The sequence below is a fragment of the Sphaerisporangium krabiense genome (genome assembly GCF_014200435.1).
GTDB lineage: Bacteria > Actinomycetota > Actinomycetes > Streptosporangiales > Streptosporangiaceae > Sphaerisporangium > Sphaerisporangium krabiense.
Genome location: NZ_JACHBR010000002.1, coordinates 1 through 26689 on the forward strand (window position 1 = coordinate 1; position 26689 = coordinate 26689).

Genomic DNA, 26689 nt, shown 5'->3' on the forward strand with positions numbered 1-26689 from the left:
CCGCCGCCGCCACCACCGGCTGCCCCGGTTCCGCCGGAAGATCCACTCCACGGTGGCCCACGAGCCACGGCTGTGCCGGAGGCGAGAAGCGACGGTGAACCCGTAGCGGGGCGTTGAGGGGCGCCCTCCACCGAGGACGCCGCATCGGTGGAGGATCACCGGCCGGGGAAGCGAGCCCTTTGGTGGGAGGCAGCTCATCGGTGAAGCGATAGGGGACCGCTGGAGGCGGAGATCCAGGTCGTGCAGCGGAGCGGGCCACGGCGGGGCCTGGCGGTCGCGGGGGCGGTGGCCAGGCCGCGACGTGGCCTGCGGTGATCGTGCGTCCGGAAGCCGCAGGTGGTCGGGCCGTCATCACCGTGGCGGGGACGGCGGCCATGGTGACCAAGGACACCACGGCGAGCGGGTTCGGAAAGCGTGGCACAGGAGCACACTGGGCTGGATCGGGTCGTCCGCGGCCGGCCGAGCGAGATTCTGTGCATAACCGTCCTCGGACACGGCGAGAGCGCGCATGTCAGTCGACCGGCCTGTGAAACGGACGTCGCGGGGTCAGGACGGGCGCGCATGGACGAGGGGCGGTGCCGGCGGCATGAGACGTGAGGGCTTGCGAACCGCGGCGGACGTGGTCGAGGAACTGGCGGCCGAGACAGGGCTCCACCTGCCCGCCGTCCAAGTGACAGGCGACGATCCGGTCCTTCCGTCCGCCTTCCGGATCGGAACGGCCGCAGCCGCCTCGATAGGCGCGGTGACGGCGGCCGTCGCTCTCGTCGTGGAGGAGCGTGCCGGACAGGCCGCCCGAACGGCTGCCGTCCACGAGGGCGGGATCGACATGGCGGCCACAGCGGGAGCCGCCGTGGAGGTAAGTGGTCCGGTAGGGCCGGTGGTCGTGGGGATGAGGGAAGCCGCGGTCGCGTTTCGCGACGAGCGGTATCTCCTGGTCGATGGAGAGGCCACGCCCATGTGGGCGCCGTTGTCGGGGGATTACCGCGCCGCCGACGGCTGGGTTCGCCTGCACTGCAACTTCGATCACCATCGGGACGCGGCGTTGCGGGCCCTCGGCCTTGCCCTCGGCTCAGGACGTGAGGATGTGGCGCAGGCGTGTGCCCGTCGTGCGGCGGCCGATGTGGAGCGGGTGGTGATCGACGAGGGAGGTTGCGCGGCGGCCATGCGCTCGCCCGCGGAATGGCGCGCCCACCCGCAGGCCCGCGCGATCGCCGGCACTCCGGTGGTGGGCGTGGCACGCCTGGACGACGGCTCGCCTCCGGGCCGGATCGATGACGGTTCCACAGCGGGCTCGCGGCCCCTTGCGGGGGTTCGGGTGCTGGATCTGACCAGGGTCATCGCGGGGCCGGTGGCGTCGCGGGCGCTCGCCGGGTACGGCGCCGAGGTGCTCAGGGTGGGTGCGGCGCATCTTCCGGAGGTGCCGGGGGCGGTGATCGGGACCGCGTTCGGCAAGAGGTCGTGCGAAGTCGATCTCCGTACGGCTGAGGGGGCCGCGGCGTTCCGTGAACTCGTCGCCGGGGCCGACGTGGTCGTACAGGCTTACCGGCCGGGGGCGCTGGCCGCGCTGGGGTTCGGCACGGCGGATATGGCGGCGATCAGGCCGGGGATCGTCTGTGTTGACATATCCGCCTATGGGGCTAACGGGCCGTGGGCGGGACGACGAGGGTTCGACAGCCTGGTGCAGATGGCCTGCGGCATCGCCTGGGAGGGCGGGGACGGCGAGCGCCCGGTCCCGCTGCCGGCGCAGGTCCTGGACCACGCCACAGGTTGGCTCGCCGCACTGGGCGCCCTGGCCGGGCTCCTGCGCCAGAGAGCCGAGGGGGGCTCCTGGCATGTGGAGCTGTCGCTCGCCCGGACCGCCCGGTGGCTGGACGGGCTGGGCCGCGTCGACGGCCGGGACGTCGTGGAGCCGGACCCGGCGGACTTCCTCGCGGAGATGGACGGGCCGGACGGAAGACTGACCTACGTCCGTCCTCCGGGTCGCATCGGCGACCTCAGACCCTTCTGGTCGTCGCCTCCGCCCCGCAGAGGCGAGCATCCACCGGCCTGGTGAGCCGGGGAGATCGGCCTGGTGACCTCGTGCTGAGGGTGATCTGGCCGGTGGCAGCCGGGGGCAAGGGGGCAAGTTCGGGCCTTCGCGCGAGCCGGGCGGTTCGAAGGCCCGGCGGCCGAGCGGGAGGCGTTGGTCGTGTGGGCGGCGGGTGGCCGGGATCCGGGTACACTTTTTGGTGGCTCGCCAGACGGGCCGACTTCGCACGCCCACAGGCGAATCGTCCTCTCGGTCCGGGTCAGCGACCCGGATAGGACGACTCAGGGCGTCAGGGCGGAGGCCGCAGGCTTCCGCGGACAACCGAGGCACGCGTCTTCACGGCGCTCTAACCAGGAGGACCATACACATGGCCCCCGTCGTCACCATGCGACAGATGCTCGAAAGCGGCGTTCACTTCGGGCACCAGACCCGTCGCTGGAACCCGAAGATGAAGCGCTTCATCCTCACGGAGCGCAACGGCATCTACATCATCGACCTGCAGAAGTCGCTGTCCTACATCGACCGCGCCTATGACTTCGTCAAGGAGACGGTCGCCCACGGCGGCACCATCCTGTTCATCGGCACCAAGAAGCAGGCCCAGGAGGCCATCGCCGAGCAGGCCGCGCGGGTCGGCATGCCGTACGTCAACCAGCGCTGGCTGGGCGGCATGCTCACCAACTTCTCGACCGTGCACAAGAGGCTCCAGCGCCTGAAGGAGCTGGAGGAGCTCGACTTCGACAACGTGGCAGGCTCCGGGCTCACCAAGAAGGAGCTCCTGATGCGCCGCCGCGAGAAGGACAAGCTGGAGCGCACGCTCGGCGGTATCCGCGACATGGCCCGCGTTCCCAGCGCGGTGTGGGTCGTCGACACCAAGAAGGAGCACATCGGGATCAGCGAGGCCCGCAAGCTCGGCATCCCGGTCGTCGCCATCCTCGACACCAACTGCGACCCCGACGAGGTCGACTACCCGATCCCGGGCAACGACGACGCGATCCGCGCCGTCGGCCTGCTGACCCGCGTGATCGCCGACGCCGTGGCCGACGGCCTGATGGCGCGCGCCGGCGCGACCCGCGGTGACGAGAAGCCGTCCGGCGCGGCCGCGGCCGAGCCGCTGGCCGAGTGGGAGCGCGAGCTGCTCGCGCGTTCGGACGAGGAAGCCACCGCTCAGGAGGCCGCGCCCGCCGCCGAGGCTCAGGAGGCCGCGCCCGCCGCCGAAGCCCAGGAGGAGGCTCCGGCTCAGGAGGCCGCCGCCGAGGCCGGCGCCGAGGCCACTTCCGAGACCGCCGAGGGCACCGAGCAGCAGGGCTGAGACGCGTACGGCCGCGCGGTGATCGCCGCGCGGCCGGTGAGGCTCTTTCCGGGTGGGCGTGCCTGAGGCGGCACGCCCACCCGATCCACGACGACACGACGATCCGACGAGGAAAAGACAATGGCTTCCGTGAACATGGCCGACGTCAAGCGGCTTCGTGAGCTCACCGCCGCCGGGATGATGGACTGCAAGAAGGCCCTGGAGGAGTCGGACGGCGACTTCGACAAGGCCGTCGACTACCTCCGCGTCAAGGGCGCCAAGGACGTCGGCAAGCGCGAGACGCGCACCGCCTCCAACGGCCTGGTGGCCGTCAAGCACGACGGCGACGCCCTCGCCGCCCTCCTCGAGCTGAACTGCGAGACCGACTTCGTCGCCAAGGGCGAGCGCTTCCAGGAGCTGGCCGCCGGCGTCGTCGCGCACATCCTCGCGAGCCGCCTGGCCGACGTGCCCGCGCTGCTGGACTCGGAGTTCGACGGCAAGAGCGTCAAGGAGCACCTCGACGAGGCCAACGCCGCGCTCGGCGAGAAGATCGAGGTCCGCCGCTTCGCCGTGCTGGAGGGTGGCTACATCGTCTCTTACATGCACAAGACCGACCCGCAGCTTCCTCCGGCCGTGGGCGTGCTGGTCCAGCTCGACACCCCGAACACCGACGTGGCCAAGGACATCGCCCAGCACACCGCCGCGATGGCCCCGCGCTACCTCAGCCCGAACGCCGTTCCCGCCGACGTGATCGAGAAGGAGCGCACGGTCTTCGAGCAGATGACCCGCGAGGAGGGCAAGCCGGAGGCCGCCATCGGGAAGATCGTGGACGGCCGCATCAACGGCTGGTACAAGGACTTCACCCTGGTCGAGCAGTCCTTCGTCAAGGACTCCAAGAAGACGGTCGGCAAGTACGCGGCCGAGGCGGGCGTGAAGGTGCTGGGCTTCGTCCGCTATAAGGTCGGTCAGGCATAGGCTTAGCCCCTAGAGGGAGCCGACCAGCTGAGAATCGTCACCGAGGAGGCCGCCGCCGTGCAGGAGAACCAACGACCCGCTGCGCCGGCGGCTTCGTCGTACAAGTCATACAGTTTTCCGCTTCGCTGGAAGCGTGTCATGCTGAAGCTGTCCGGTGAGGCGTTCGCGGGCGCCGAGCCACTGGGAATCGATCCCGTCGTGGTGGCCAAGCTGGCCGACTCGATCGCGGAGGCCGTGCGCGAGGGCGTCCAGGTCGCCGTGGTCGTCGGCGGGGGCAACATGTTCCGCGGCGCCGCGCTGTCGGAGCGCGGCATGGAACGCGCCCGCGCCGACTACATGGGCATGCTGGGCACGGTCATCAACTGCCTGGCCCTGCAGGACTTCCTGGAGAAGCGGGGCGTCGAGACCCGTGTCCAGACCGCCATCACGATGCAGCAGGTCGCCGAGCCCTTTCTGCCGCGGCGGGCCATCCGCCACCTGGAGAAGGGCCGTGTGGTGATCTTCGGTGCCGGCCTCGGCTCGCCGTTCTTCTCCACCGACACCTGCGCCGCCCAGCGCGCCCTGGAGATCAGCGCCGAGGCGCTGCTCAAGGGAACCCAGGTCGACGGGGTCTACGACTCCGATCCTCGGAAGAACCCCGACGCCGTCCGCTTCGACCAGCTCGACTACAGCGAGGTCCTCACGCGGGGCCTGGGCGTCATGGATGCCACGGCGATCAGCCTGTGCATGGACAACGGCCTGCCCATCGTGGTCTTCGACCTGATGGGCGAGGGCAATATTCTGCGGGCGGTCCGCGGTGAAAAGATCGGCACGCTGGTGAGTCCGGCAGGGAAATAGGGAGCCGCTGTGATCGACGAAACCCTCCTCGAAGCCGAGGAGAAAATGGACAAGGCGGTCGCGGTCGCCAAGGAGGACTTCGCGGCGATCCGCACCGGCAGGGTCAGCCCCTCCATGTTCAACAAGATCAATGTTGACTACTACGGGTCTCCCACTCCGGTGCAGCAACTGGCCTCGTTCCACGTTCCCGAGGCCCGCATGGTGATCATCCAGCCCTACGACAAGGGCTCGATGGCCGCGATCGAGAAGGCCATCCGCGACAGCGACCTCGGGGTGAACCCCGGCAACGACGGCGCGGTGATCCGCGTGGTGTTCCCCGAGCTTTCCGAGGAGCGCCGCAAGGAGTACATCAAGGTCGCCAGGAACAAGGCCGAGAGCAGCAGGGTCTCGGTGCGCAACATCCGCCGTCACGCCAAGGAGACCCTCGACAAGCTGGTCAAGGACGGCGAGTCGGGCGAGGACGAGGTCCGCCGCGCGGAGAAGGAGCTCGACGACCTCACCCAGAAGCACGTCGCCAAGATCGACGAACTGCTCAAGCACAAGGAAGCCGAGCTGCTCGAAGTCTGAGCGCGCGGCGGTCGCGGTCAGGTCGGGGCGCTGCCACTCCGGTGCTCGCCGTGGGTGGAGCGCCCTCGCCGCGTCAGGGCCCACCACGTCCCCTCCCCGCCGTCTCCGGCGGATCAGGCGAGGTGAGGCGCCCAGGCGCGGCCGGCGGTACGAGAGTGGGAACACAGTGGATGGTACGACGGCGGACGGCACCGGTCCGGCCCGAGGGCGTCGGTCCGGGGAACGTCCGCCCGTGACTCCCGAGCCCCGTCCAGCGGGCACGGACGCGTCCGCGGAGGGCGTCGTCCGCAGTGCGCTCGGCCCCGCGGAGGGGCCGGATCCCCGGCGGGCCAACGGGCGTCACGAGGGCGCCGAGCCGCCGGCGGGCGATGCCGCGCCGGGCGATCCGCGCGGCGTGCCGGGACGGGCCGAGGAACACGCCGAGGCCGGCGCCGCGCCGTCGGACGCCACGAGGAACGGGTCGGGCACGGTGGCCGGCCCGGCCAAGTCGGGGGGCATCCGCACCGGCCGCAACCTCCCGGCCGCGATCGGCGTGGGGCTGGTGCTCGGCGCCGCCGTCATCGGCACGCTCTACACCGTCAAGGCCCTTTTCCTGCTGGTCCTCGCCGCGGCCGTCGGCATCGGCGCGGTCGAGATGGTCCGCGCGCTGGCCGTCCGCGACATCCGGGTGCCGCTGGCGCCGCAGCTCGCCGGGCTGGCCGTCATGATCGCCGGAGCCTACTGGGGCGGCCCGATCTGGCTGCTCGGCGCGTTCACGCTGACCGTTCTGGTCCTGCTCACCACGCGGATGTTCCAGGGCGCGGAGGGGTATGTCAGGGACGCCTCCGCCGGCGTGCTGACCGCGGTGTACCCGTCGCTGATCGCGGGGTTCGTCCCGCTGATGCTGGCCAAGACGGACGGCCCCGACCGGGTGGTGCTGTTCGTCGCCGTCACGGTGTGCAGCGACATCGGCGGCTACTTCGCCGGCATCCTGTTCGGCAGGCACAAGATGTCGGTCATCAGCCCGAAGAAGACCTGGGAGGGCTTCGCCGGGTCGGTGCTGGCCTGCGTGCTGTGCGGCTCGCTCATGATGCGTTTCCTGCTCGACGGCCAGTACTGGCAGGGCGCGGTCATCGGCGTGGTGGCCGCCGTGTGCGCCACGCTCGGCGATCTGGTCGAGTCGGTCATCAAGCGCGATCTCGGCATCAAGGACATGGGTAGCGTGCTCCCGGGGCACGGCGGGCTGATGGACCGGCTGGACTCGCTGCTCGCGACGCTCGTCCCGGTGTGGCTGCTGCTGGCGGCCTTCCTGCCCGGCTGAACGCGCGGATCAGGGGATCCTGCCGGGCAGCGACAGCCCCAGCGCGTCGTGGCCGCGTTCCGCGGCGATCTGGAGCTCGTGGTCGGTCAGCGGGATCAGCCAGAGCCAGCGCACCTCGTCGCCCCCGAACGCGAACCCGGACATGTCCGGCAGCCCTGGCACGGTGTCCAGCATGAGGATCCCCGCGTAGTTCCGGCCGAGCGGGAAGCTGGACGCGTCGCCGTACCAGCGGGCGGTGTGGCCGTGCCCGAGCCAGGTGATCGAGTGCCACGGGTACCGCGCCAGCCACAGGAACAGCTGCGCCGCCTCGGCCGGTTCGTGCCGGGTCGCGACGGCCAGCTCGACGCGGGCGTAGGCGTCGGGCCGGTCGATGTACTGCTCGACGGTGGGCATGCGCTGGCAGCTCATCCCGACCGTGGACAGCACCGTGTACTCGTCGAGCGGCCGCTCGGTGATGCCCACGGTGGGGAGCGTCTCGCCGCCGATGTCCCAGTACCGCCCGGGCGGCCCGACCTTGGTGTCCAGGTGGCTCATCGCGAACTGCTGGAACGACCGCCACGCCCCGTCGCCGCGCCGCCATTCCCAGTACGAGCGCGCCTTGGCGATGCGCGGCGCGAGCCCTTCCAGCGCCTCCTCCAGCGACCAGGCGAACGGTGACTCGCCGATGGCGTCCCGGGCGTACCCGGGCATGCCCTGCTCCAGGTCGGCCCAGCCGGGAATGACCGCCAGGAGATCGCCGTTGCCGTACAGGGCGGCGCCGTCGCCCTCCTCGAACCAGAGCACCTCGAGCTCGTCGGACGTGAACGGCGGCGTGCCCTCGGGGACGCGCGTGTTCGCCCGGGGCATGACGGGGGCCTGGCCGCGGCCGAGCCGGTCGAGATCGACGGAGGAGGGCGCCTGTCCATGGTTGGCGAGCCATACGGCTCCGTGGATCCCGCCGCCGGCGCCGCGAAGGTAAGCTACCGAGGACGCCCCCTCGTACTCGACGGTCACCATGCGACTGCCATAGGGGCTGGTATCGGTGAGGACGACATCGGTGGTGCCCAACGCCTCTCCGCCTTTCCGGTGGACGTCTCCCGTGCGGCCGTGGTCGCAATAGATCACAACGAATGGCTGTCCAGTGCAGCTTCCGGCAAACTGTTAAGAGAAGGACATGTCCGCCGAGCTAACCTTTGTCGCGCCCAGACGTGCGAAACCAGCCCGTCATCTCGCCGACCTCACGATGGCCGAGCGGCGGGCGGCCGTCGCCGAGCTGGGGGAGAAGCCGTTCCGCGCCGAGCAGCTCTCCCGGCACTACTTCGAGCGGCTGACGACCGACGCCGCGCACATGACGGATCTTCCGGCGGCGTCGCGCGAACGCCTGCTGACGCACCTGATGCCCGGCCTGCTCACCTCGGTGCGCGAGATCACCTGTGACGGCGGCACGACCCGCAAGACCCTGTGGCGGCTGTTCGACGGCGCGCTGGTGGAGTCGGTGCTGATGCGCTACCCCGACCGGGTGACCATGTGCGTGTCGTCCCAGGCCGGGTGCGGCATGAACTGCCCGTTCTGCGCCACCGGCCAGGCCGGGCTGACCCGTAACATGTCGACGGCCGAGATCGTCGAGCAGGTCGTCGCCGGGGCCCGCGCGCTGGCCCGCGACGAGGTGCCCGGCGGGCCGGGGCGGGTCAGCAACATCGTCTTCATGGGCATGGGCGAGCCCCTGGCCAACTACAAGGCGGTCATCGGCGCGGTCCGGCGCATCACCGACCCCGCCCCCGAGGGCCTCGGCATCTCGGCGCGCGGCGTCACCGTCTCCACCGTCGGCCTCGTGCCCGCGATCGACAAGCTGGCCGCCGAGGGCCTGCCGGTGACGCTCGCCGTCTCCCTGCACGCCCCCGACGACGAGCTGCGCGACACGCTCGTGCCGGTCAACACCCGCTGGAAGGTGGCCGAGGTCCTGGACGCGGCCTGGCGGTACGCGGCCACCACCAAGCGCCGCGTGTCGATCGAGTACGCGCTGATCAAGGACATCAACGACCACGAGTGGCGGGCCGACCTGCTGGGCCGCCTGCTGAAGGGCCGGCTCGTCCACGTCAACCTGATCCCGCTCAACCCGACGCCGGGCTCCAAGTGGACGGCCTCCCGGCCCGAGGACGAGCGCGCGTTCGTGCGGCGCCTGGAGTCCCACGGCGTGGCGGTCACCGTCCGCGACACCCGCGGCCGGGAGATCGACGGCGCCTGCGGCCAGCTCGCCGCCGCCACCCCGGAGTAGCCCCGCGCGTCAGACCCGGCAGAGGATCTCGCCGTGCAGGACCGCGAACCAGCCGTCCTCGGCCGCGCCCCAGGCGCGCCAGGCGTCCGCGATGCGTTCCAGGTCGGCGCGGGTGGCCAGGCCGTGCGCGATGGCCTGGTCCGCCATGGCGGAGGAGGTGACGCGCTCGGCCCACAGCCCGCTCCACCAGGCGCGCTCCTCCGGGGTGGCGAAGCACCATGACGAGCCGGTCGCGGTGACGTCGGTGAACCCGGCCCGGCGCGCCCACGAGAGCAGCCGGCGGCCGGCGTCGGGTTCGCCGCCGTTGGCGCGCGCCACCCGGTGGTACAGCTCCTGCCACTCGTCCAGGCCGGGGGACGAGGGGTACCACGTGAACGTGGCGTAGTCGGAGTCCCGCGCGGCGACGATCCCGCCGGGGGCGCACACCCGGCGCATCGCGGCCAGCGCCTCCACCGGATCGGCCAGGTGCTGGAGCACCTGGTGGGCGTGCACGACGTCGAAGGACCCGTCGGCGTAGGGCAGCCGGTACACGTCGGCGACCTCGCAGCGCACGTCCGCGAGCCCCCGCTCCGACATCAGCTCCCCGGCTCGCGCCACGACGTCCTGCGCGGTGTCGATCGCCGTGACGGGCCCCGGCGCGACGATCGCGGCGAGGTCCGCCGTGATGGTCCCCGGCCCGCATCCGACGTCGAGCAGCGACATGCCGGACCGCAGGTGCGGCAGCAGGTACGCGGCCGAGTTGTCCGCCGTGCGCCAGGTGTGGGAGCGCAGTACGGACGCGTGATGACCATGGGTGTAAACGGCGGGCGACGACATGGCGACCAACCTCCTCGTGGGGTCAACTACGGGGAAGCCTATTCCGCTGTTCAGTATTTGAGCGAATATGTCTTGAAATGTAAGACGCGGGTAGGCGTAGTGGAGCCCGCAGAAGGAGGGTGGCGGAGGGCCCGGCTACGGCCTCGTGCGGCGCAGGCGCACGTAGACGAGCAGCGCCGCGGCGCACCAGGCGAGGGTGACGGCGGCGAGGCCCGGCAGCGAGGCGGTCAGGAAGGACGGCTCTCCCGCGGCGCGGATCCAGCTGATCAGCGGCACGGTCAGCCAGATCACGGGGGCCAGGCTGATCAGCAGCATCGCGACGTAGACGCCGAGCATGACGAGCGTCGAGGTCGCCTGGTCGCGCAGGATCGGGCGGCTGGACAGCGCGCCGAGCGCGAGCCCGGTGATCAGCGACAGCGCGTGCAGGGCCAGCCCGCCGAGCATGGCCGAACCCCCGGGCATCGCGGCGAAGCCGACGCCGAGCGGCACGAGCACCGCGATGGCGGCGAGCACGACGTTGACCGCGGCCGAGGCGAGCAGGCCGCTCGACACCTCGCGGCCGGGCCGTCCCACGGCCGTCACCGAGATCAGCCGCTGGACGTCCGGCTCGGTGTCGAGCAGGCCGCGCGTCGCCCAGGCGAAGACCGGGACGAGCAGCGCGGCCGAGTCGCCGTAGGAGGAGAGCTCGTGACCGGCCAGGACCCGCGTCGAGTACAGGATGATGAGGATGGCGAGCAGGCCCACGAACGGCTGGACGATCCGGTGCGACCGCAGGTACGCGTTGATCTTGAACCGGACGAGCGACAGGGTCGGCTTCATCACGCTGCTCCGGGGTGGGCGGGGGGTGTCATGGGCGGGTCAGGGGCCTGTCATGGACGCAGGCGCGCGTCGTAGCCGTCGGCGCGGAGCCTGCGCGCCACGGTCTCGGCCTCGCCGGCGTCGACGAGCACCTCGATGACCGTTTTGCCGGACACATCCCCGGACACATTCCCGGACGCGGCCGGCGCCTCCTCCGGCGGTGAGAGGGTCGCCGTCCCCGAGGCGCGCACGGCGTGCTCGCCGAGGCCCGCGGGGTGGGGGAGCGCGGCGTGCCCGCCGGGGCGCGGATCGGGGGAGGCCGTCGGAGGCGTCTCGTCGGCCGAAAGGACTCGGACGGCATTGTGCTCGACGGCCAGCCGGGTCAGCCCGGGATACTCCGCGAGGCCGCTCTGGTGGTCGCTGACCACCACGATGCCCCCGCCCGCCGCGACCTCCTCGATGATGCGCGGCAGCTCGGCGCGGGTCTGGGCGTCAAGGCCGGAGAACGGCTCGTCCATGACCAGCAGCCCCGGCGGGGCCAGCAGGGCCTGGGCCAGCCCCACCTTGTGGGCGCTGCCCTTGGACAGGTCGCCGAGCGGCACGTCCAGCAGCGGCGCCATGCCGAGGCGCTCCGCCCAGGGCGCGATCGCCGAGGCGGGAACGCCCCGGACCGCGGCCATCTGCGACAGATAGGCGCTGACCGTGAACGGCTGTTCGACGGGGAAGATCTCGGGGGCGTACCCGACGACCGGGGGACGGCCGGAGACCGTTCCGCGGGTGGGGCGCGTCGTGCCGGCCAGCAGACGCAGCAGCGTCGACTTCCCGGCGCCGTTGCGGCCCGTGACCTCGGCGACCGTGCCGGGGGGCAGGTCGAGACGCACGTCGTGCAGCACCCAGGGGGCGCGGCGGGCGTAGCGGAAGGAAAGGTTCGCAAGCCGCATAGATCACAGAGCTTACCCCGGTCGGCTTACTTTCTGGATTTCCAGCAGTCATGGCCGGAAAATGGGAAAGACGAGACGGATGCGGGGGCTGTGAACCGGGAGGACGCGGCTTGAACCGCTTTCCACGTGTGCTTGCGGTACGCACCGGATACGACCCGGATCAGGTCGACGCCCTGATCCGCCGTATCGAGGCGACTCTTGGCAGAGGAACGCTGGAGGGTCCGCCGGTGACACCCGACGAGATACGCATGGCGGGCTTCACGGTCAGGCGGGGCGGCTACAACGAGCTGGCGGTCGACTACGCGCTCGACGCCTTCCTGGTGGCCGTGGAGACGCTGCCCGCGCGCCCCGCCGCGCCGGCCGCGGAGCCCTGGCCGACGAGCGGGACGGTGCGTCCTGGGCCCCCTCAGGCCGCCCCCACGCCGCACGGCTTCCCGTACGCCGGGCCGATCGGCGCGAGGGCGGTGGACCCGGCCGAGGAGGACGCGCCCACCCTGCCCGGGATGCCGGCCCAGCGGGTCCCGCCGCCCGGGGCCGCCCCCGAAGGGCCGGCGACATGGCTGGAGGCGCAGGCCGCGCGGGTCGAGCGGGTGCTGTTCCGTGCGGGCAGGCTCGGCGCGGGGTACGACGAGGACCAGGTGGACGTCTTCCTCGACCGCGTGGTGGCGACGCTGCGCGGCACGACCGACCGGCCGCTCACCGGCGACCAGGTGCGGGCGGCGAGGTTCGACACCGTCATGTTCAGGCCCGGCTACGCCGTGGTCGAGGTGGACGCGTTCCTGGCCGAGGTCGCGGGCGTCCTCGACCGTCCGGCCGCGCAGGCTCAGCGCGTACCCCAGGAGTAGGTCTGTTTGCGAAGCTTGAGGTAGACGAACGTCTCGGTGGCGCGGACGGTGGGGATGGCGCGGATCTTGCCGAGGATCTCCAGCAGGTGCGAGTCGCCCTCGCAGACGACCTCGACCATGATGTCCAGCGACCCCGCCGTCAGCACCACGTAGTCGATCTCGGCGATGGACGACAGGTTGTCGGCGACGGTCTCCAGGTCGCCCTCGCACTTGATGCCGATCATCGCCTGGCGGGGGAAGCCGAGCGTGAGCGGGTCGGTGACCGCGACGATCTGCATCACCCCGGTGTCCAGGAGCCGCTGGACGCGCTGGCGCACGGCGGCCTCCGACAGGCCCACCGCCTTGCCGATCGCGGCGTACGGCTTGCGGCCGTCCTCCTGCAGTTCCTCGATGATGCGCTTGGAGATATCGTCCAGCACCACGGGAGCGGACCGGCCGTCCTGGTGGTTGTTGTCCCGTCGCGCTTTCGGCGGCGTGGTCATCTCCGTGCGTCCTCCCTGCCCGCGTCCCGCTACAGCGAGCCGGTTACGGGGCCGTTCCGGCGGTGTTGCCGTTCTGGTGCGACATGCTGTCAGCTTGGCGCGCCCTGTCAAGCGATTTCGTAGCAATTTGATATATTCGCGACGAAATCCCTTGTCGTGGCGACGGGCACCTGTCAGAGTCGCGACAACTCAGCCCACTACGAGGAGGTCAGGGCGTTGACCACCCGTCTGAAGAACTTCGTCAACGGCGAGCTCGTGGACGTCAGGAGCGGCCGCTTCTCCGATGTCGTCGACCCCAGCACCGGTGAGGCCTACCTTGAGGCGCCGGTGTCCGGTCAGGAGGACGTCGACGCGGCCTACGCCGCGGCGGTGGCCGCGTTCGAGTCGTGGGGACAGGCGACGCCGGGCGAGCGGGCCGGGTACCTGCTGAGGATCGCCGACGCCATCGAGGCGCGGGCGGACGAGCTGGTCGAGGCCGAGTGCCGGAACACCGGCAAGCCCCGGGCGCGCATGGCGGAGGACGAGATCCCGCCCGCGGCCGACCACTTCCGCTTCTTCGCCGGCGCCGCCCGCACGCTGGAGGGACCGACCTCGGCGGAGTTCCTCGCCGACCACACCTCGGTCATCCGCCACGAGCCGATCGGCGTCATCGGCCAGGTCACCCCGTGGAACTACCCGCTCATGATGGCGGTGTGGAAGATCGCCCCGGCGCTGGCCGCGGGCAACACGGTGGTGCTCAAGCCGTCCGACACCACGCCGGTCTCGACGCTGAAGATGGCCGAGATCATCGGCGGCGTCCTTCCCCCGGGCGTGTTCAACGTCGTCGCCGGCGACCGCGAGACCGGCGCGCTCGTCGTGGGCCACCCCGCGGCGTCCATGGTGGCGATCACCGGCTCGGTCGGCGCGGGCATGCAGGTCGCGAGGTCCGCGGCCGACGACGTCAAGCGCGTGCACCTGGAGCTCGGCGGCAAGGCCCCGGTCGTGGTCTTCGACGACGTCAAGGACATCGCCGCCGTCGCCGAGGCGATCGCGGGCGCGGGCTACTACAACGCCGGCCAGGACTGCACGGCGGCCTGCCGCGTCCTGGTCCACGAGAGCATCCACGAGCCGTTCGCGGCGGCGCTCGCCGAGGCGGCCGCGGCCACCAGGACCGGCCCCTACGGCGACGAGGACGCCTACTACGGCCCGCTGAACAACGCCGCCCAGCTCGCCCGCGTCGAGGGCTTCCTGGAGCGCACCCCGGGCCACGCGAAGGTCCTCGCCGGCGGCAAGCGCGTCGGAGACAAGGGCTACCTGTTCGAGCCGACCGTCGTGGACGGCCTGCGCCAGGACGACGAGATGATCCAGACCGAGGTGTTCGGCCCGGTCATCACCATCCAGACCTTCAGCGACGAGGCCGACGCCCTCGCCAAGGCGAACGACGTCAAGTACGGCCTGTCGGCGTCGGTGTGGACCTCCGACCACGGCCGGGCGATGCGCCTGTCGCGGCGGCTGGACTTCGGCGTGGTCTGGGTGAACACCCACATCCCGTTCGTGTCGGAGATGCCGCACGGCGGCTTCAAGCACTCCGGGTACGGCAAGGACCTGTCGGTCTTCAGCCTGCACGACTACAGCCGGGTCAAGCACGTCATGCACTACATCGGCGAATGACCGGCGCGTCGTCCACGGCAGCGGCGCGCGGGTGAGAACAGACAGGAACGGCCTGGTATGACCGATACCCAGGCGGGCAAGGAGACGGTCGCCCCGCGCGCCCCCGGCTCCTCCCCGGTGCCCGCCATCGAGCTCGACGGAGTCGTCAAGGAATACACCGCGCACGGTGAGGTGGTGCGGGCGGTCAAGGGCGTGAGCCTGTCGATCGCCCAGGGAGAGTTCTTCTCCATGCTCGGCCCGTCCGGCTGCGGCAAGACCACCACCATGCGCATGATCGCCGGGTTCGAGGAACCGTCCCGGGGAACCGTGCGGCTGCACGGGCAGGACGTCACCGACGTGCCGCCCAACAGGCGCGACGTGAACATGGTCTTCCAGTCCTACGCGCTGTTCCCTCACATGAACGTGTGGGAGAACGTCGCCTTCGGGTTGCGGCGCAAGCGCGTGCCGGAGGAGGAGATCAAGCGGCGCGTCGGCGAGATGCTGGAGATCGTCGACCTCGCCGGCCGCGAGAAGCGGCGGCCCCGGCAGATGTCGGGCGGCCAGCAGCAGCGCGTGGCCCTGGCCCGCGCCCTGGTGAACAACCCGCGGGCGCTGCTGCTGGACGAGCCGCTCGGCGCGCTGGACCTCAAGCTGCGCCAGGCGATGCAGATGGAGCTGAAGCGCATCCAGCGTGAGGTCGGCATCACCTTCGTCTACGTGACCCACGACCAGAACGAGGCGCTCACCATGAGCGACCGCATCGCCGTCATGAACGACGGCCTCGTCGAGCAGCTCGCGGGCCCGCGGGAGATCTACGAGCGGCCCGCGACCACCTTCGTCGCCGGGTTCATCGGGACCTCCAACCTGCTGAGCGGCACGGCCGCCGAGGTCAGCGGCGGCACCGCGGTCCTCAGGGTCGGGGACGGGCAGCGCGTGCTGGTCCCGGTCGACGGCGGCACCCGCGAGGGCGGAACGGTCGAGGTGACCGTCCGGCCGGAGAAGATCAGGATCACCCACGACGAGCCCGGGAGCGACGTCAGCGCCGTGCGGGGCGTGGTGTCGGAGGTCGTCTACCTCGGCACCTACAACAGCTACGCCGTGAACCTGGCGAGCGGCGCCGAGTTCACGGTCTTCGAGCAGAACGCCAGGGACAGCAGCATCACGGCGGAACGCGGCCAGACCGTGTGGCTGTCATGGCAGCCGCAGCACTCGTACGCGATCGGAAGTCGAGCGTCGCATGACCAGCCCTCCGCCTGACCCCGCCTTGCTCCGCGGGCTGACGCGGCCCCGCCTCGGCGGCCCGACCCGGCGGCAGGTCTTCCGCGCGGCGGGCCTGTCCGCCGCGGCCCTCGCCCTGTCCGCCTGCAGCATCCCCGGCCGCAAGGCCGCCGCCACGCCGCAGAAGGACGCCGTCGCGTCCTACTGGGCGGGCAAGAAGCGGAACGGCGTGCTGCGCTGGGCGAACTGGCCGTTGTACATCGACAAGGACGGCAAGCGCTATCCGACCATAGAGGCGTTCACCAAGGACACCGGCATCCAGGTCACCTACCAGGAGGCCATCCAGGAGATGCCCACCTGGTTCGGCAAGATCCAGCCGCAGCTCGGCGCAGGTCAGGACATCGGGTTCGACCTGATGGTGATGACCAACAGCCTGCAGCTCACCAAGGCGATGGAGCTCGGCTACCTCGCTCCGATCGACCACTCCAAACTGCCGAACTTCGCGGCCAACGTGGGCGCGAAGTTCAAGAACCCGGCGTACGACCCGGGCAACGCCTTCACGGTGCCCTGGCAGTCGGGCCTGACCGGCATCGCCTACAACCCCAAGTACGTCGACGGGGAGATCACCAGCATCGAGGAGCTGTGGAACCCCAAGTACAAGGGCAAGGTCGGCATGATGTCCGACTCCCAGGAGCTCGGGAACTTCGGGATGTTCGCCGTCGGCGTCGATCCGGACAAGTCCGGTAAGGCGGACTGGGAGAAGGCCGGGAAGAGGCTCCAGGAGCAGCGCGACGCCGGGCTCGTCCGCAAGTACTACGAGAACGACTACGTGGACGCGCTGGCCCGCGGCGACGTCTGGCTGACCATGGCCTGGTCGGGCGACATCTACCAGCAGATCGCCGAGGGCCGGGACCTGAAGTTCGTCGTCCCCCGCGAGGGCGGCTCGATCTGGACCGACAACATGTGCATCCCCATGACGGCGCGCAACCCGGTCGACGCCCTGGCCCTGATGGACTACGTGTACCGGCCGAAGATCGCCGCCGCGCTCGCCGAGTACATCACCTACATCACCCCCGTGCCCTCGACGCAGGCCATCGTCAGGGAGGAGGCGGCCGCGGCCACCGGCGAGGACAAGGAGGCGCTGGAGCTGATGGCGAACAGCCCGCTGATCTACCCCTCCGACGCCGACCTCGCCAGGACCCGGTCGTTCAAGACCCTCTCGGACGCCGAGGAGAAGGTCTACGAAGGCATCTTCCAGCCGATCTCCCAGGGCTAGGACCATGAGACGCAAGATCGTTCCCTACCTGCTCATCCTTCCCGGCGGGCTGTGGCTGCTCATCTTCCTGGTGGTGCCGCTGGTCTACATGGCCTCGGTCTCCACCATGACGGGCGACGTCGTCAACGGCTTCCTGCAGACCTTCCACTTCGCCAACTACGGCCAGGCGCTGGCCGCGTACAAGACGCAGTTCCTGCGCTCGGTGGGCTACGGCCTGGCCGGCACGATACTGACGATCGTGCTCGCTTATCCCATGGCGTACTGGATCGCGTTCAAGGGCGGCGCGCGCAAGTCGACCTACCTGCTGCTGGTGCTGCTGCCGTTCTTCGTGTCGTTCGTGCTGCGCACGGTCTCGTGGAAGTTCCTGCTCGCCGACGACGGCATCCTGCTGGGGCCGCTCAAGGACCTCGGGGTGCTGCCGCAGGACTTCCACATCCTGGCGACCACCGTGGCGGTGATCGGCGGCCTGACCTACAACTACCTGCCCTTCATGGTGCTGCCGATCTACGTCGCGCTGGAGCGCGTGGACCCGCGCGTCGTGGAGGCGTCCCAGGACCTGTACGCCACGCGGGCCCAGTCGTTCGCCAAGATCGTGTTCCCGCTCTCCCTGCCCGGGGTCTTCGCGGGGGTCCTGATGACGTTCGTGCCCATGACCTCCGACTACGTCAACGCGTCGATCCTCGGCGGCCCGGCGAACACCATGATCGGCAACATCATCCAGACCGAGTACCTCGTGAACAACGACTACCCGGCCGGCGCGGCGCTGTCCTTCACGCTGATGGCCGTGATGCTCATCGGCATCTTCGTCTACGCCAAGGCGCTCGGCACCGAGAACGTCCTGGAGGCGGCGGCGCGATGAGCGGACCTGTGAGCCCGGCGCTCCCCACGCGGGCCGCCGCGGGAGAAGCCACGGAACAAGCCACGCCCGGCGCCCCGCGCCGGCCACGTGCCCGGTGGGGCGACCGCCTGCTGTTCGGCTACACCTGGCTGATCCTGCTGTGGCTGTTCGCCCCGATCCTGGTCATGATCGCGTTCGGCTTCAACGACACCAGGAGCAAGTCCAACGTCACCTGGCAGGGCTTCACACTCAAGTGGTGGGGACGGCTGGGGGAGTACCCGGACCTGACCACCGCGGTGCTGAACTCCATCGGCATCGGCCTGCTCGCCACGCTGATCACCACGGTCCTCGGCACGCTGCTCGGCATCGCCCTCGGCCGGTACCGGTTCCGCGGGCAGGGGCCGACCAACCTGATCATGTTCGCGGCGATCTCCTCGCCCGAGCTGGTCATGGGCGCCTCGCTGCTGTCGCTGTTCGTCAGCCTCGGCGTGCAGACCGGGTACGCGACGATCGTGCTGGCGCACGTGCTGTTCTCGGTGTCGTTCGTCGCGGTGACCGTGCGGGCGCGCGTGGTCGGCATGGACGGGTCGATCGAGGAGGCCGCGCGCGACCTCGGCGCCTCCACCTGGGTCACCTTCTGGCGGGTCACGTTCCCGATGATCCTGCCGGGCGTGGTCTCCGGCGCGCTGCTGGCCTTCGCGCTGTCGATCGACGACTTCGTCATCACGCAGTTCACCAGCGGCGCGACCATCACCTTCCCCCTGTGGATCTACGGGGCCGTCCGCATCGGCGTGCCCCCGCAGGTCAACATCCTCGGCACCCTCATCTTCGCGGTGGGCGTGGTCATCGCGGTCGTCAACACGGTGACCTCGCGCCGCCGCGTCTAAAGACGGGAAACACCCGCCTGGCACCGGGAACACGGCGTTCCCGGCCCAGGGAAAAAACAACGCGTTTCGTTGGGACGTGAAATGTGTGGATCCGCTGAAAGCACTGGCTGACGCGGAGCGTAAGCCGTACTGGTTGGACAGTCCGGACAAACCAGAGCCGCTGCCGCGGCTCTTCGGGGACACCACCGCCGACCTTGCCGTGGTCGGCGGCGGCTTCTCGGGCCTGTGGGCGGCTCTGATGGCCAAGGAGCGCGACCCCTCCCTCGACGTGGTCCTGCTGGAAGGCAGGCGCGTCGGCTGGGCCGCCTCGGGCCGCAACGGCGGCTTCTGCGCCGCCAGCCTCACCCACGGGATCGGCAACGGCCTGAGCCGCTGGCCCCGCGAGATCGCGACGCTCGTCCGCCTCGGCGCGGAGAACCTCGACGAGATCGAGCGGGCGGTGGCGAAGTACTCCATCGACTGCGGCTTCGAGCGCACCGGCGAGCTGCACGTGGCCACCGAGCCGTGGCAGCTCGACGAGATGGCCGAGGAGGCCGGGCTCGCCCGCGAGCTCGGCATGGACACCCGGCTCCTGGACGCCGCGGAGGTCCGTGCCGAGGTCGACTCGCCCACCTATCTCGGCGGGCAGTGGGACCGCGACGGCTGCGCCATGCTCGACCCCGCCCGCCTGGCGTGGGGCCTGCGCGAGGCGTGCCTGTCGCTCGGCGTCCGCGTCCACGAGCGCACCCCGGTCCGCTCGCTGCGCGACGACGGGACGGCGCTGGAGCTGGTCACCCCGCACGGCGTGGTGCGGGCCGGGAAGGTCGCGCTCGGCACGGGCGTGTTCCCGCCGCTGCTCGGGCGGCTGCGCAACTTCCTGGTGCCGGTGTACGACTACGCGCTGATGACCGAGCCGCTCACCGCCGGCCAGCTCGCCTCGGTGGGCTGGAGCAACCGGCAGGGCATCGGCGACAGCGGCAACCAGTTCCACTACTACCGGCTGACCGAGGACGACCGCGTGCTGTGGGGCGGGTACGACGCGGTGTACTTCAACGGCGGGAAGATCAGGCCGGAGTACGACCAGCGGGACGAGACCTTCGCCACGCTGGCCGGCCACTTCTACGCCACCTTCCCCCAGCTCGAAGGGGTGCGGTTCACGCACCGCTGGGGCGGGGTGATCGACACCTGCAGCCGCTTCAGCGCCTTCTACGGCACGGCGCACAAGGGGCGCCTGGCCTACGCGGCCGGGTACACCGGCCTCGGCGTCGGCGCCACCCGGTTCGGCGCGAACGTGATGCTGGACCTGCTCTCGGGCCGGCCGACCGAGCGCACCGAGCTGCAGATGGTGCGCGAGAAGCCGGTGCCGTTCCCGCCCGAGCCGATCCGGTCGGGCGTCATCCAGCTCACCCGGTGGTCGATCGCGCAGGCGGACGCCCACCAGGGGCGGCGCAACCTCTGGCTGCGCACGCTGGACCGGCTGGGGCTCGGCTTCGACTCCTGAGCCCGGGGCCCGCACGGCGCCGCCCGTGCGGGCCCCGGCGCGTCGAACATCACACTTCGAGACTTCTCCCCGACGTGCATCCAGCTGCTTTCTGGGCAGAGGGCCCCGGGAAACACCCCTGGACAAACGGGAGAAGGACGATGGAATGACGGGTCTCACGGAGTCGATCGCCGTAGGCGTCGAAGAGGAGTTCCACGTCGTTGACCTTGAGACCCGGCACCTCGTGCCACGCGCGGGCAACCTGCTCGGGCGGCTGCCGGACGACCGCTTCACCCAGGAGCTGCACCGGTCGGTCGTCGAGTCCAACAGCCGCCCCTACGTGCGACTGGAGGACCTCGGCCACGACCTGGCCGCGCTGCGGCGCACGGTCGTCGAGGCGGCCGACCCCCTCGGGCTCGGCATCGTCGCGGCGGGCACGGTGCCGCTGGTGGACCCGTCCGCGCTGAAGATCTCGCCGGACGCCCGCTACGAGCAGATGCTGGAGGACTACCAGCTCCTCACCCGCGAGCAGCTCATCTGCGGCGCGCAGGTGCACGTGGACGTCGCCGACCGCGACGTCGCCGTCGAGGTCGCCCACCGGGTGGCCCGCGCCCTGCCGCCCCTGCTCGCGCTCAGCGCCAGCTCGCCGTTCTGGAACGGCGCCGACAGCGGGTACGCCAGCTACCGGACGCTGGTGTGGCAGCGCTGGCCCACCACCGGCCCGGTCCGCCGCTTCTCCTCCGCCGCCGAGTACGACCGGATGGTCGACGACCTGGTGCGCTCCGGAGTGATCATGGACCCTGGGATGATCTACTTCGACGTCCGGCCCTCCGCGCACGTCCCCACGGTCGAGCTGCGCATGTGCGACGCCTGCCCCCGGGTCGAGGACGTCGTCCTGCTCGCGGGCCTGTTCCGCGCGGTCGTGCTGCGCGAGCTGCGCGCGGTCGAGAACGAGGAGCCCTTCGACGGGGACGGCCTGGAGATGGTGCGGGCCGCGACCTGGCGCTCGGCCCGCTCGGGCCTGGAGGGCGTCCTGATCGACCCCGAGGAGGGCACGCCGATGCCCGCCGCCGAGGTGGTCAGGCGGTCGATCGCCGGGTTGCGTCCCGAGCTGGAGGCCGGCGGCGACTGGGAACTGGTGTCGGAGCTGGCCGAGGAGTCCCTGGCCCGGGGGAGCTCGGCCGCCCGCCAGCGCCGCGTCATGCGCGGCGGCGGCACCCTGGCCGACGTCGTGGACCACCTCGTCGCCGAGACCCGCGCCGCCGGTCGTTCGGCCGGGTTCGGCGCCCCGGTCGCCGACGCGGTGACCGTCCTGCTCAAGGGCTACGAGGCCGACCGCGACGAGGCCGTGATCGAGGGCACCGTGCGCCGGCCCTACCAGCCGGTGTTCACCGCGCTCGACCGGCTCGGCGCGGACGGGCTGCGCGAGCGCGCGACCGCCCGCGACGACCGGATGCGCGAGATGGGCATGACGTTCCGCCTCGAACGGTCCCCGGAGGGCGAGGAGCGGATGCCCCTGGACCTGGTGCCGAGGCTCGTCGCCGCCGACGACTGGGCCAAGATCCGCGAAGGCATGCCGCAGCGGGTCCGCGCCCTGGAGGCGTTCCTGCGCGACGCCTACGGCAGGCGTGAGGCGATCAAGGACCGGGTGCTGCCCGCCTGGGTCGTGGACGAGTCCCCGGGCAACCGGCCCGCCGGGCGCCGCGTCCGCGGCGGCGTGGTCCGCTGCTCGGTCGCGGGCCTGGACCTGGCCCGCGACGGCGCGGGACGCTGGGTCGTCCTGGAGGACAACCTGCGCGTTCCCTCCGGCATCGCCTACGCGGTCGCCAACCGCCGCGTCGCCGCCCACGCCCTCCCCGAGCTGGACCGCTCGGGCGTCCACGACCCCGAGGGCACCGCCGGCCTGCTGCGCCAGACCCTGCTGCACGCCTCCCCGCACGGCGACCGCCTCGCCGTCGTGACCTCCGGCCCCGCCGACCCCGCCCACTACGAGCACGCCACGCTCGCCGCGGAGATGGGCGTGGTGCTGGCCGAGCCCGGCGACCTTGAGGTCAGGGACGGCGCCGTGTACGCCAAGGGCGAGCGGGTGGACGTGCTGTACCGCAGGATCACCGACGACGACCTGCTGGACGGCCCCCTCGGCGACGCCCTGCTCCAGGCGATGGAGGACGGCGCCGTCACGCTGGCCAACGCGCCGGGCAACGGCCTCGCCGACGACAAGAGCCTGTACCGCTACGTGCCCCGGCTCATCGACTACTACCTGGGAGAACGCCCATTGCTTTCCAACGTCCCCACCTACCTGTGCCGCGACCCCGAAGACCGTGAGCAGGTGCTCGACCGGCTCGGCGAGCTGGTGGTCAAACCGGTGGACGGCTACGGCGGGAAGGGCGTGGTCATCGGGGAGGACGCCTCGTCCCGCGACCTGGACACTCTGCGCGCCGACATCCTCGCCGACCCCGGGCAGTGGGTGGCCCAGGAGACCGTCGGCCTGTCCACCCACCCGACCTTCGACGGCGAGCGCATGCGCCCGCACGTGGTGGACCTGCGCGCCTTCGTCTTCACCGGGAGCCGCGCCGTCGTCCCGCGGGCGGCGCTGACCCGCGTCGCCCCCTACGGCAGCATGATCGTCAACTCCTCCCAGGGCGGCGGCGCCAAGGACACCTGGCTCGCCAAGGAGGCCGGCTGATGTGCGGCCTCAGCGGCGAGATCCGCTTCGACGGCCGCGCCGCCGACGCCGCCGCGGTCGAGCGCATGACGGCGGCCATGGCGGCCAGGGGACCCGACGGCACCGGCCTGTGGTCCCTCGGCCCCGTCGCCCTGGGCCACCGCCGCCTGAAGATCATCGACCTGTCGGAGCGCGGCGCCCAGCCCATAACCGACCCCGAGGCCGGGCTGACGGCCGTGTTCAACGGCTGCCTCTACAACTACCGGGAGCTGCGCGAGGTCCTGCTCGCCGAGGGCCACCGGTTCCACTCCACCTCCGACACCGAGGTCCTGCTCAAGGCGTACCGCCACTGGGGCCCCCGGTGCGTGGCGAGGTTCGCGGGCATGTTCGCCTTCGCCGTCGCCGAGCGCGACACCGGGCGGCTGGTGCTCGGCCGCGACCGGCTCGGCATCAAACCCCTCTACGTCACCCGGGACGCGGCGCGCCTGCGCTTCGCCTCCACCCTGCCCGCGCTGCTGGCCGGCGGCGGCGTGGCCACCGACATCGACCGGGTGGCCCTGCACCACTACATGACGTTCCACTCGGTGGTCCCGCCGCCCCGCACGATCCTGACCGGGGTGGAGAAGCTCCCGCCCGCCACCGTCCGCACGATCGAGGCCGACGGCGCGACCCGCGACGAGCGCTACTGGAGCCCGCCGTTCGCCCGCCCCCGCGACGACACGCCCCTCGCCGGGCAGCTCGACATGCTCCAGACGACGCCGGGGCCGTTCACCGCCGACGACTGGCGCGACGCGGTGCGCGAGGCCCTGCGCGTGGCCGTGCGGCGGCGCATGGTCGCCGACGTCCCCGTCGGGGTCCTGCTGTCCGGCGGCCTGGACTCCAGCCTGATCGTCGCCCTGCTCGCCGAGGAGGGGCAGCGGGACCTTGCCACCTTCAGCGTCGGCTTCCACGCCGCCGGAGGGGAGTCCGGGGACGAGTTCGCCTACTCCGACCTGGTGGCCGGGCACTTCGGCACCGCGCACCACAAGATCATGGTGGACGACGCCCGCCTGCTGCCCGCGCTCGGCGACGCGGTCGCGGCCATGAGCGAGCCCATGGTCAGCCACGACTGCGTCGCCTTCCACCTGCTGTCGCAGGAGGTGTCCCGGCACGTCAAGGTCGTCCAGTCCGGCCAGGGCGCCGACGAGGTGTTCGCCGGCTACGACTGGTACCCGCCGCTCGCGGACGTGCCCCGCGACGGGGCCGCCGAGGCGTACGCCGGGGTGTTCTTCGACCGGCCGCACGAGGACCTGGGCGAGATCCTTGAGCCTGAGTACCTGCTCGGCCACGACGCGAGCGCGGCGTTCGTCCGGGACCACCTGGCCGCGCCGGGGGCCGACACCGCGCTGGACGCCGTGCTGCGCCTGGACACCGGCGTCATGCTCCCCGACGACCCGGTCAAGCGGGTCGACAACATGACCATGGCCTTCGGCCTGGAGGCCCGCACGCCGTTCCTGGACCACGAGCTGGTCGAGCTGGCCGCCATGTGCCCGCCCGAGCTCAAGCTCGCCTCCGGGGGCAAGGGCGTCCTGAAGGCGGCGGCGCGCGGGCTCGTCCCCGACGCGGTCATCGACCGGCCCAAGGGGTACTTCCCGGTGCCCGCGATCCGCCACATCCACGGGCCGTTCCTGGAGATGGTCCGCGACGCGCTGACCGCCCCCGAGGCCCGCGCCCGGGGGTTGTTCCGCCCGGCGATGGTGGAGAAGCTGCTCGCCGCGCCCGACGAACACAGGACCACGCTCGGCGCCAACGCCCTGTGGCAGCTCGGGCTGCTGGAGCTGTGGCTGCAAGCACGAGGAGTACGGCCGTAGACGTCGCATGGACCTGCGGGTCACCCACCCTGTCCCCGGACGGCGCCGCCGTCGCCTACGTCAGCGACCGGGACGGCGTCCCACGCGTCTGGGTCCAGCCCCTGCGCGACGGCGCCGTCCCCCGGGTGCTCGACACCGGCCCCGAGCCGGTCGCCGACGTCCTGTGGTCGCCGGACGGCGCGTGGCTGGCCGTCAAGATCGCGCCCGGCGGCGGTGAGCACACCCAGGTCTGGGCCGTGCGCCCGGACGGGTCCGGCCTCCGCCTGCTCGCCGGGCCGTTGGACGGCCGGGGCTCGGCCGCGTTCGTCCGCTGGACCGGGCACGGCGCCACCCTCCTCCTCGCCGAGCTCGGCCCCTCGGGCACGGCCGAGGCCGTCCTCGCCGACCCGGCGCTCGGCCACCGCGACACGATCGCCAAGGCGCCGCTGCTGTGGCCGGTCGCCGTCAGCCGTGACCACGGCCGCGCCCTGCTGCGCCACGGCCCGCGCGGCGGGCGGTTCATGACCGTCGCCGACCTGCGCGCCGGAGGCGAGCGCCCGCTGCTGCCGCCCACCACCGACCTCGGCGCGCTGTCCCCGGACGGGGAGATCGCCTACGTCCGCTCCGACGCGGGCCGCGACCGGCTCGCCCTGGTCGCGGTGCCCGATGGGGAGGCCCCGCGCGTGGTGGCCGAGCGGCCCGACGCCGACCTCGACCGGTTCTCGGTCAGCCTGGACGGCCGGGTGGCGCTGCTGGCCTGGAACGTCGCCGGACGCTCGGAGCTGGACGTCGTCTCGTTGCCCACCGGCGCCGTCCGCGCCCTGCCCCGGCCGCCAGCCGACGTGGTCACCTCCGTCCGCGTGTCCTACGACGGCACGCGCGCCGTCCTGGCCGCCCAGTCGCCGGACACGCCCTCGCACGTCCTGCTGTGCGACCTCGCCACCGGCGGCTACCGGCGCCTGGCCGGTGACGAACCGCTCGCCGGCGGGGCCGCGGCCGAGCTGGTGCGGTTCACCGCCCGGGACGGCCTGGAGCTGACCGGCTGGCTGCACCGCGCCGGCCCCGGCCCCGGGCCGTGCCTCATCTACCTGCACGGCGGCCCGGAGAGCCAGGAACGCCCGGGCTTCAACCCGCTGTTCCACCGGCTCGTCGCGGCCGGCGTCAGCGTCTTCGCGCCGAACGTCCGCGGGTCCTCCGGCTTCGGGCGAGCCTTCCTGCACGCCGACGACCACGCCCTGCGCTTTCACGCCATCGACGACGTCGCCGACTGCGCCGCCCACATGGTGCGCGCGGGCGTCGCCGACCCGGCACGCCTGGCCTGCATGGGCCGCTCCTACGGCGGCTACCTCACGCTCGCCGCGCTGGTCACCTACCCGGAGCTGTTCCGGGCGGGCGTGGACGTCTGCGGCATGGCCGACTTCGCGACCTTCTACGCGCACACCGAGCCCTGGATCGCCGCCGCCGCCGTCGGCGAGTACGGCGACCCGGTGGCCGACCGCGAGCTGCTGCGGGCCCTGTCGCCCCTGCACTCCTTCGACCGGCTCCGCGCGCCGCTGCTGGTCGTCCACGGCGCCCAGGACACCAACGTCCCGGTCCACGAGGCCGAGCAGGTCGTGGCCGCCGCGACCGCCCGCGGCGTCCCCTGCCGGTACCTGCTGTTCGAGGACGAGGGCCACGAGACCGTCAGGATCGCCAACAAGGTCGTCTTCTGGGACGCCGTCACGGGCTGGCTCGGCGAATGGCTCACGGCATGAGC

The 26689-nt window shown here is 71.7% G+C and carries 22 protein-coding genes; 17 read left to right on the forward strand and 5 right to left on the reverse strand.

Going from position 1 to position 26689, the window contains the following annotated elements; all coding sequences use genetic code 11:
• The first annotated feature begins 586 nt into the window (after nucleotides 1-586).
• From BJ981_RS28120 to BJ981_RS28145, 6 genes are all read left to right on the forward strand, one after another.
• Nucleotides 587-2053, forward strand: coding sequence for a CoA transferase (locus BJ981_RS28120; protein WP_184616464.1), 1467 nt, complete (start codon nucleotides 587-589; stop codon nucleotides 2051-2053).
• Nucleotides 2054-2396: 343 nt separating this feature from the next.
• Complete coding sequence (gene rpsB / locus BJ981_RS28125; protein ID WP_184616465.1) at nucleotides 2397-3338, forward strand: 30S ribosomal protein S2; 942 nt, start codon at nucleotides 2397-2399, stop codon at nucleotides 3336-3338.
• A 120-nt stretch (nucleotides 3339-3458) separates the two neighbouring features.
• A complete protein-coding gene (gene tsf / locus BJ981_RS28130) occupies nucleotides 3459-4292 on the forward strand; it encodes a translation elongation factor Ts (protein WP_184616466.1) in 834 nt (277 codons plus the stop codon).
• A gap of 138 nt (nucleotides 4293-4430) precedes the next feature.
• On the forward strand, nucleotides 4431-5129 hold the full coding sequence (gene pyrH / locus BJ981_RS28135) for a UMP kinase (RefSeq protein ID WP_221315393.1): 699 nt from the start codon (nucleotides 4431-4433) through the stop codon (nucleotides 5127-5129).
• 9 nt (nucleotides 5130-5138) lie between these two features.
• Entirely contained in the window at nucleotides 5139-5696 is a 558-nt protein-coding gene (gene frr / locus BJ981_RS28140) for a ribosome recycling factor (RefSeq protein ID WP_184616468.1), read from the forward strand.
• Between the two features lie 232 nt (nucleotides 5697-5928).
• Nucleotides 5929-6996 carry a phosphatidate cytidylyltransferase gene (locus BJ981_RS28145; RefSeq protein WP_239139187.1) on the forward strand — a complete coding sequence of 356 codons (1068 nt, stop codon included), beginning with the start codon at nucleotides 5929-5931 and terminating at the stop codon, nucleotides 6994-6996.
• A gap of 9 nt (nucleotides 6997-7005) precedes the next feature.
• Here the strand turns inward: BJ981_RS28145 and BJ981_RS28150 are convergent, their stop codons facing one another.
• The gene (locus BJ981_RS28150; RefSeq protein ID WP_239139188.1) at nucleotides 7006-8043 is read right to left on the reverse strand and encodes a suppressor of fused domain protein; all 1038 of its coding nucleotides are present in this window, start codon (nucleotides 8041-8043) and stop codon (nucleotides 7006-7008) included.
• A 106-nt stretch (nucleotides 8044-8149) separates the two neighbouring features.
• Between BJ981_RS28150 and rlmN the strand changes: the two genes are divergently transcribed.
• Complete coding sequence (rlmN, locus tag BJ981_RS28155; RefSeq protein ID WP_184616469.1) at nucleotides 8150-9250, forward strand: dual-specificity RNA methyltransferase RlmN; 1101 nt, start codon at nucleotides 8150-8152, stop codon at nucleotides 9248-9250.
• 9 nt (nucleotides 9251-9259) lie between these two features.
• On the opposite strand, the gene BJ981_RS28160 is transcribed toward rlmN, so the two are convergent.
• From BJ981_RS28160 to BJ981_RS28170, 3 genes are all read right to left on the reverse strand, one after another.
• The gene (locus BJ981_RS28160) at nucleotides 9260-10066 is read right to left on the reverse strand and encodes a methyltransferase domain-containing protein (protein ID WP_184616470.1); all 807 of its coding nucleotides are present in this window, start codon (nucleotides 10064-10066) and stop codon (nucleotides 9260-9262) included.
• 135 nt (nucleotides 10067-10201) lie between these two features.
• A complete protein-coding gene (locus tag BJ981_RS28165; protein ID WP_184616471.1) occupies nucleotides 10202-10885 on the reverse strand; it encodes a hypothetical protein in 684 nt (227 codons plus the stop codon).
• Between the two features lie 50 nt (nucleotides 10886-10935).
• Entirely contained in the window at nucleotides 10936-11805 is an 870-nt protein-coding gene (locus tag BJ981_RS28170) for an ABC transporter ATP-binding protein (RefSeq protein ID WP_184616472.1), read from the reverse strand.
• A 227-nt stretch (nucleotides 11806-12032) separates the two neighbouring features.
• On the opposite strand from BJ981_RS28170, the gene BJ981_RS39450 reads away from it, so the two are divergent.
• On the forward strand, nucleotides 12033-12650 hold the full coding sequence (locus tag BJ981_RS39450) for a DivIVA domain-containing protein (protein ID WP_184616473.1): 618 nt from the start codon (nucleotides 12033-12035) through the stop codon (nucleotides 12648-12650).
• Here BJ981_RS39450 and BJ981_RS28180 read toward each other — a convergent pair.
• Entirely contained in the window at nucleotides 12629-13132 is a 504-nt protein-coding gene (locus BJ981_RS28180) for an Lrp/AsnC family transcriptional regulator (protein WP_184616474.1), read from the reverse strand. The two genes, BJ981_RS39450 and BJ981_RS28180, sit on opposite strands and share 22 nt — an antisense overlap.
• Nucleotides 13133-13348: 216 nt before the next feature.
• On the opposite strand from BJ981_RS28180, the gene BJ981_RS28185 reads away from it, so the two are divergent.
• The 9 genes from BJ981_RS28185 (at nucleotide 13349) to BJ981_RS28225 (ending at nucleotide 26687) form a co-directional block, all read left to right on the forward strand.
• Nucleotides 13349-14782, forward strand: coding sequence for a gamma-aminobutyraldehyde dehydrogenase (locus BJ981_RS28185; protein ID WP_184616475.1), 1434 nt, complete (start codon nucleotides 13349-13351; stop codon nucleotides 14780-14782).
• 57 nt (nucleotides 14783-14839) lie between these two features.
• Nucleotides 14840-16018: an ABC transporter ATP-binding protein gene (locus BJ981_RS28190; protein WP_184616476.1), complete on the forward strand. Its 1179-nt coding sequence runs from the start codon at nucleotides 14840-14842 to the stop codon at nucleotides 16016-16018.
• Entirely contained in the window at nucleotides 15999-17255 is a 1257-nt protein-coding gene (locus BJ981_RS28195) for an ABC transporter substrate-binding protein (protein WP_184616477.1), read from the forward strand. Before BJ981_RS28190 ends, BJ981_RS28195 begins: the two co-directional genes overlap by 20 nt.
• Nucleotides 17256-17259: 4 nt before the next feature.
• Nucleotides 17260-18114 carry an ABC transporter permease gene (locus tag BJ981_RS28200; protein WP_184616478.1) on the forward strand — a complete coding sequence of 285 codons (855 nt, stop codon included), beginning with the start codon at nucleotides 17260-17262 and terminating at the stop codon, nucleotides 18112-18114.
• Nucleotides 18111-18980, forward strand: a complete 870-nt coding sequence (locus BJ981_RS28205; RefSeq protein WP_184616479.1) for an ABC transporter permease — start codon at nucleotides 18111-18113, stop codon at nucleotides 18978-18980. The genes BJ981_RS28200 and BJ981_RS28205 overlap by 4 nt, the downstream gene beginning before the upstream one ends.
• An 85-nt stretch (nucleotides 18981-19065) precedes the next feature.
• Nucleotides 19066-20460: an NAD(P)/FAD-dependent oxidoreductase gene (locus tag BJ981_RS28210; protein ID WP_184616480.1), complete on the forward strand. Its 1395-nt coding sequence runs from the start codon at nucleotides 19066-19068 to the stop codon at nucleotides 20458-20460.
• Between the two features lie 145 nt (nucleotides 20461-20605).
• On the forward strand, nucleotides 20606-23125 hold the full coding sequence (locus BJ981_RS28215; protein ID WP_184616481.1) for a carboxylate--amine ligase/circularly permuted type 2 ATP-grasp protein: 2520 nt from the start codon (nucleotides 20606-20608) through the stop codon (nucleotides 23123-23125).
• Nucleotides 23125-24954: an N-acetylglutaminylglutamine amidotransferase gene (locus BJ981_RS28220; protein WP_184616482.1), complete on the forward strand. Its 1830-nt coding sequence runs from the start codon at nucleotides 23125-23127 to the stop codon at nucleotides 24952-24954. Before BJ981_RS28215 ends, BJ981_RS28220 begins: the two co-directional genes overlap by 1 nt.
• The gene (locus BJ981_RS28225; protein WP_184616483.1) at nucleotides 24924-26687 is read left to right on the forward strand and encodes a S9 family peptidase; all 1764 of its coding nucleotides are present in this window, start codon (nucleotides 24924-24926) and stop codon (nucleotides 26685-26687) included. The genes BJ981_RS28220 and BJ981_RS28225 overlap by 31 nt, the downstream gene beginning before the upstream one ends.
• The last annotated feature ends 2 nt before the right edge of the window (nucleotides 26688-26689 follow it).

Coding starts and splice junctions, on each gene's coding strand:
- BJ981_RS28120 (WP_184616464.1), top strand. CDS start 587: ATGAGACGTGAGGGCTTGCGAACCGCGGCGGACGTGGTCGAGGAACTG.
- rpsB (WP_184616465.1), top strand. CDS start 2,397: ATGGCCCCCGTCGTCACCATGCGACAGATGCTCGAAAGCGGCGTTCAC.
- tsf (WP_184616466.1), top strand. CDS start 3,459: ATGGCTTCCGTGAACATGGCCGACGTCAAGCGGCTTCGTGAGCTCACC.
- pyrH (WP_221315393.1), top strand. CDS start 4,431: ATGCTGAAGCTGTCCGGTGAGGCGTTCGCGGGCGCCGAGCCACTGGGA.
- rlmN (WP_184616469.1), top strand. CDS start 8,150: ATGTCCGCCGAGCTAACCTTTGTCGCGCCCAGACGTGCGAAACCAGCC.
- BJ981_RS28160 (WP_184616470.1), bottom strand. CDS start 10,066: ATGTCGTCGCCCGCCGTTTACACCCATGGTCATCACGCGTCCGTACTG.
- BJ981_RS28165 (WP_184616471.1), bottom strand. CDS start 10,885: ATGAAGCCGACCCTGTCGCTCGTCCGGTTCAAGATCAACGCGTACCTG.
- BJ981_RS28170 (WP_184616472.1), bottom strand. CDS start 11,805: ATGCGGCTTGCGAACCTTTCCTTCCGCTACGCCCGCCGCGCCCCCTGG.
- BJ981_RS28180 (WP_184616474.1), bottom strand. CDS start 13,132: ATGACCACGCCGCCGAAAGCGCGACGGGACAACAACCACCAGGACGGC.
- BJ981_RS28190 (WP_184616476.1), top strand. CDS start 14,840: ATGACCGATACCCAGGCGGGCAAGGAGACGGTCGCCCCGCGCGCCCCC.
- BJ981_RS28195 (WP_184616477.1), top strand. CDS start 15,999: ATGACCAGCCCTCCGCCTGACCCCGCCTTGCTCCGCGGGCTGACGCGG.
- BJ981_RS28200 (WP_184616478.1), top strand. CDS start 17,260: ATGAGACGCAAGATCGTTCCCTACCTGCTCATCCTTCCCGGCGGGCTG.
- BJ981_RS28205 (WP_184616479.1), top strand. CDS start 18,111: ATGAGCGGACCTGTGAGCCCGGCGCTCCCCACGCGGGCCGCCGCGGGA.
- BJ981_RS28215 (WP_184616481.1), top strand. CDS start 20,606: ATGACGGGTCTCACGGAGTCGATCGCCGTAGGCGTCGAAGAGGAGTTC.
- BJ981_RS28220 (WP_184616482.1), top strand. CDS start 23,125: ATGTGCGGCCTCAGCGGCGAGATCCGCTTCGACGGCCGCGCCGCCGAC.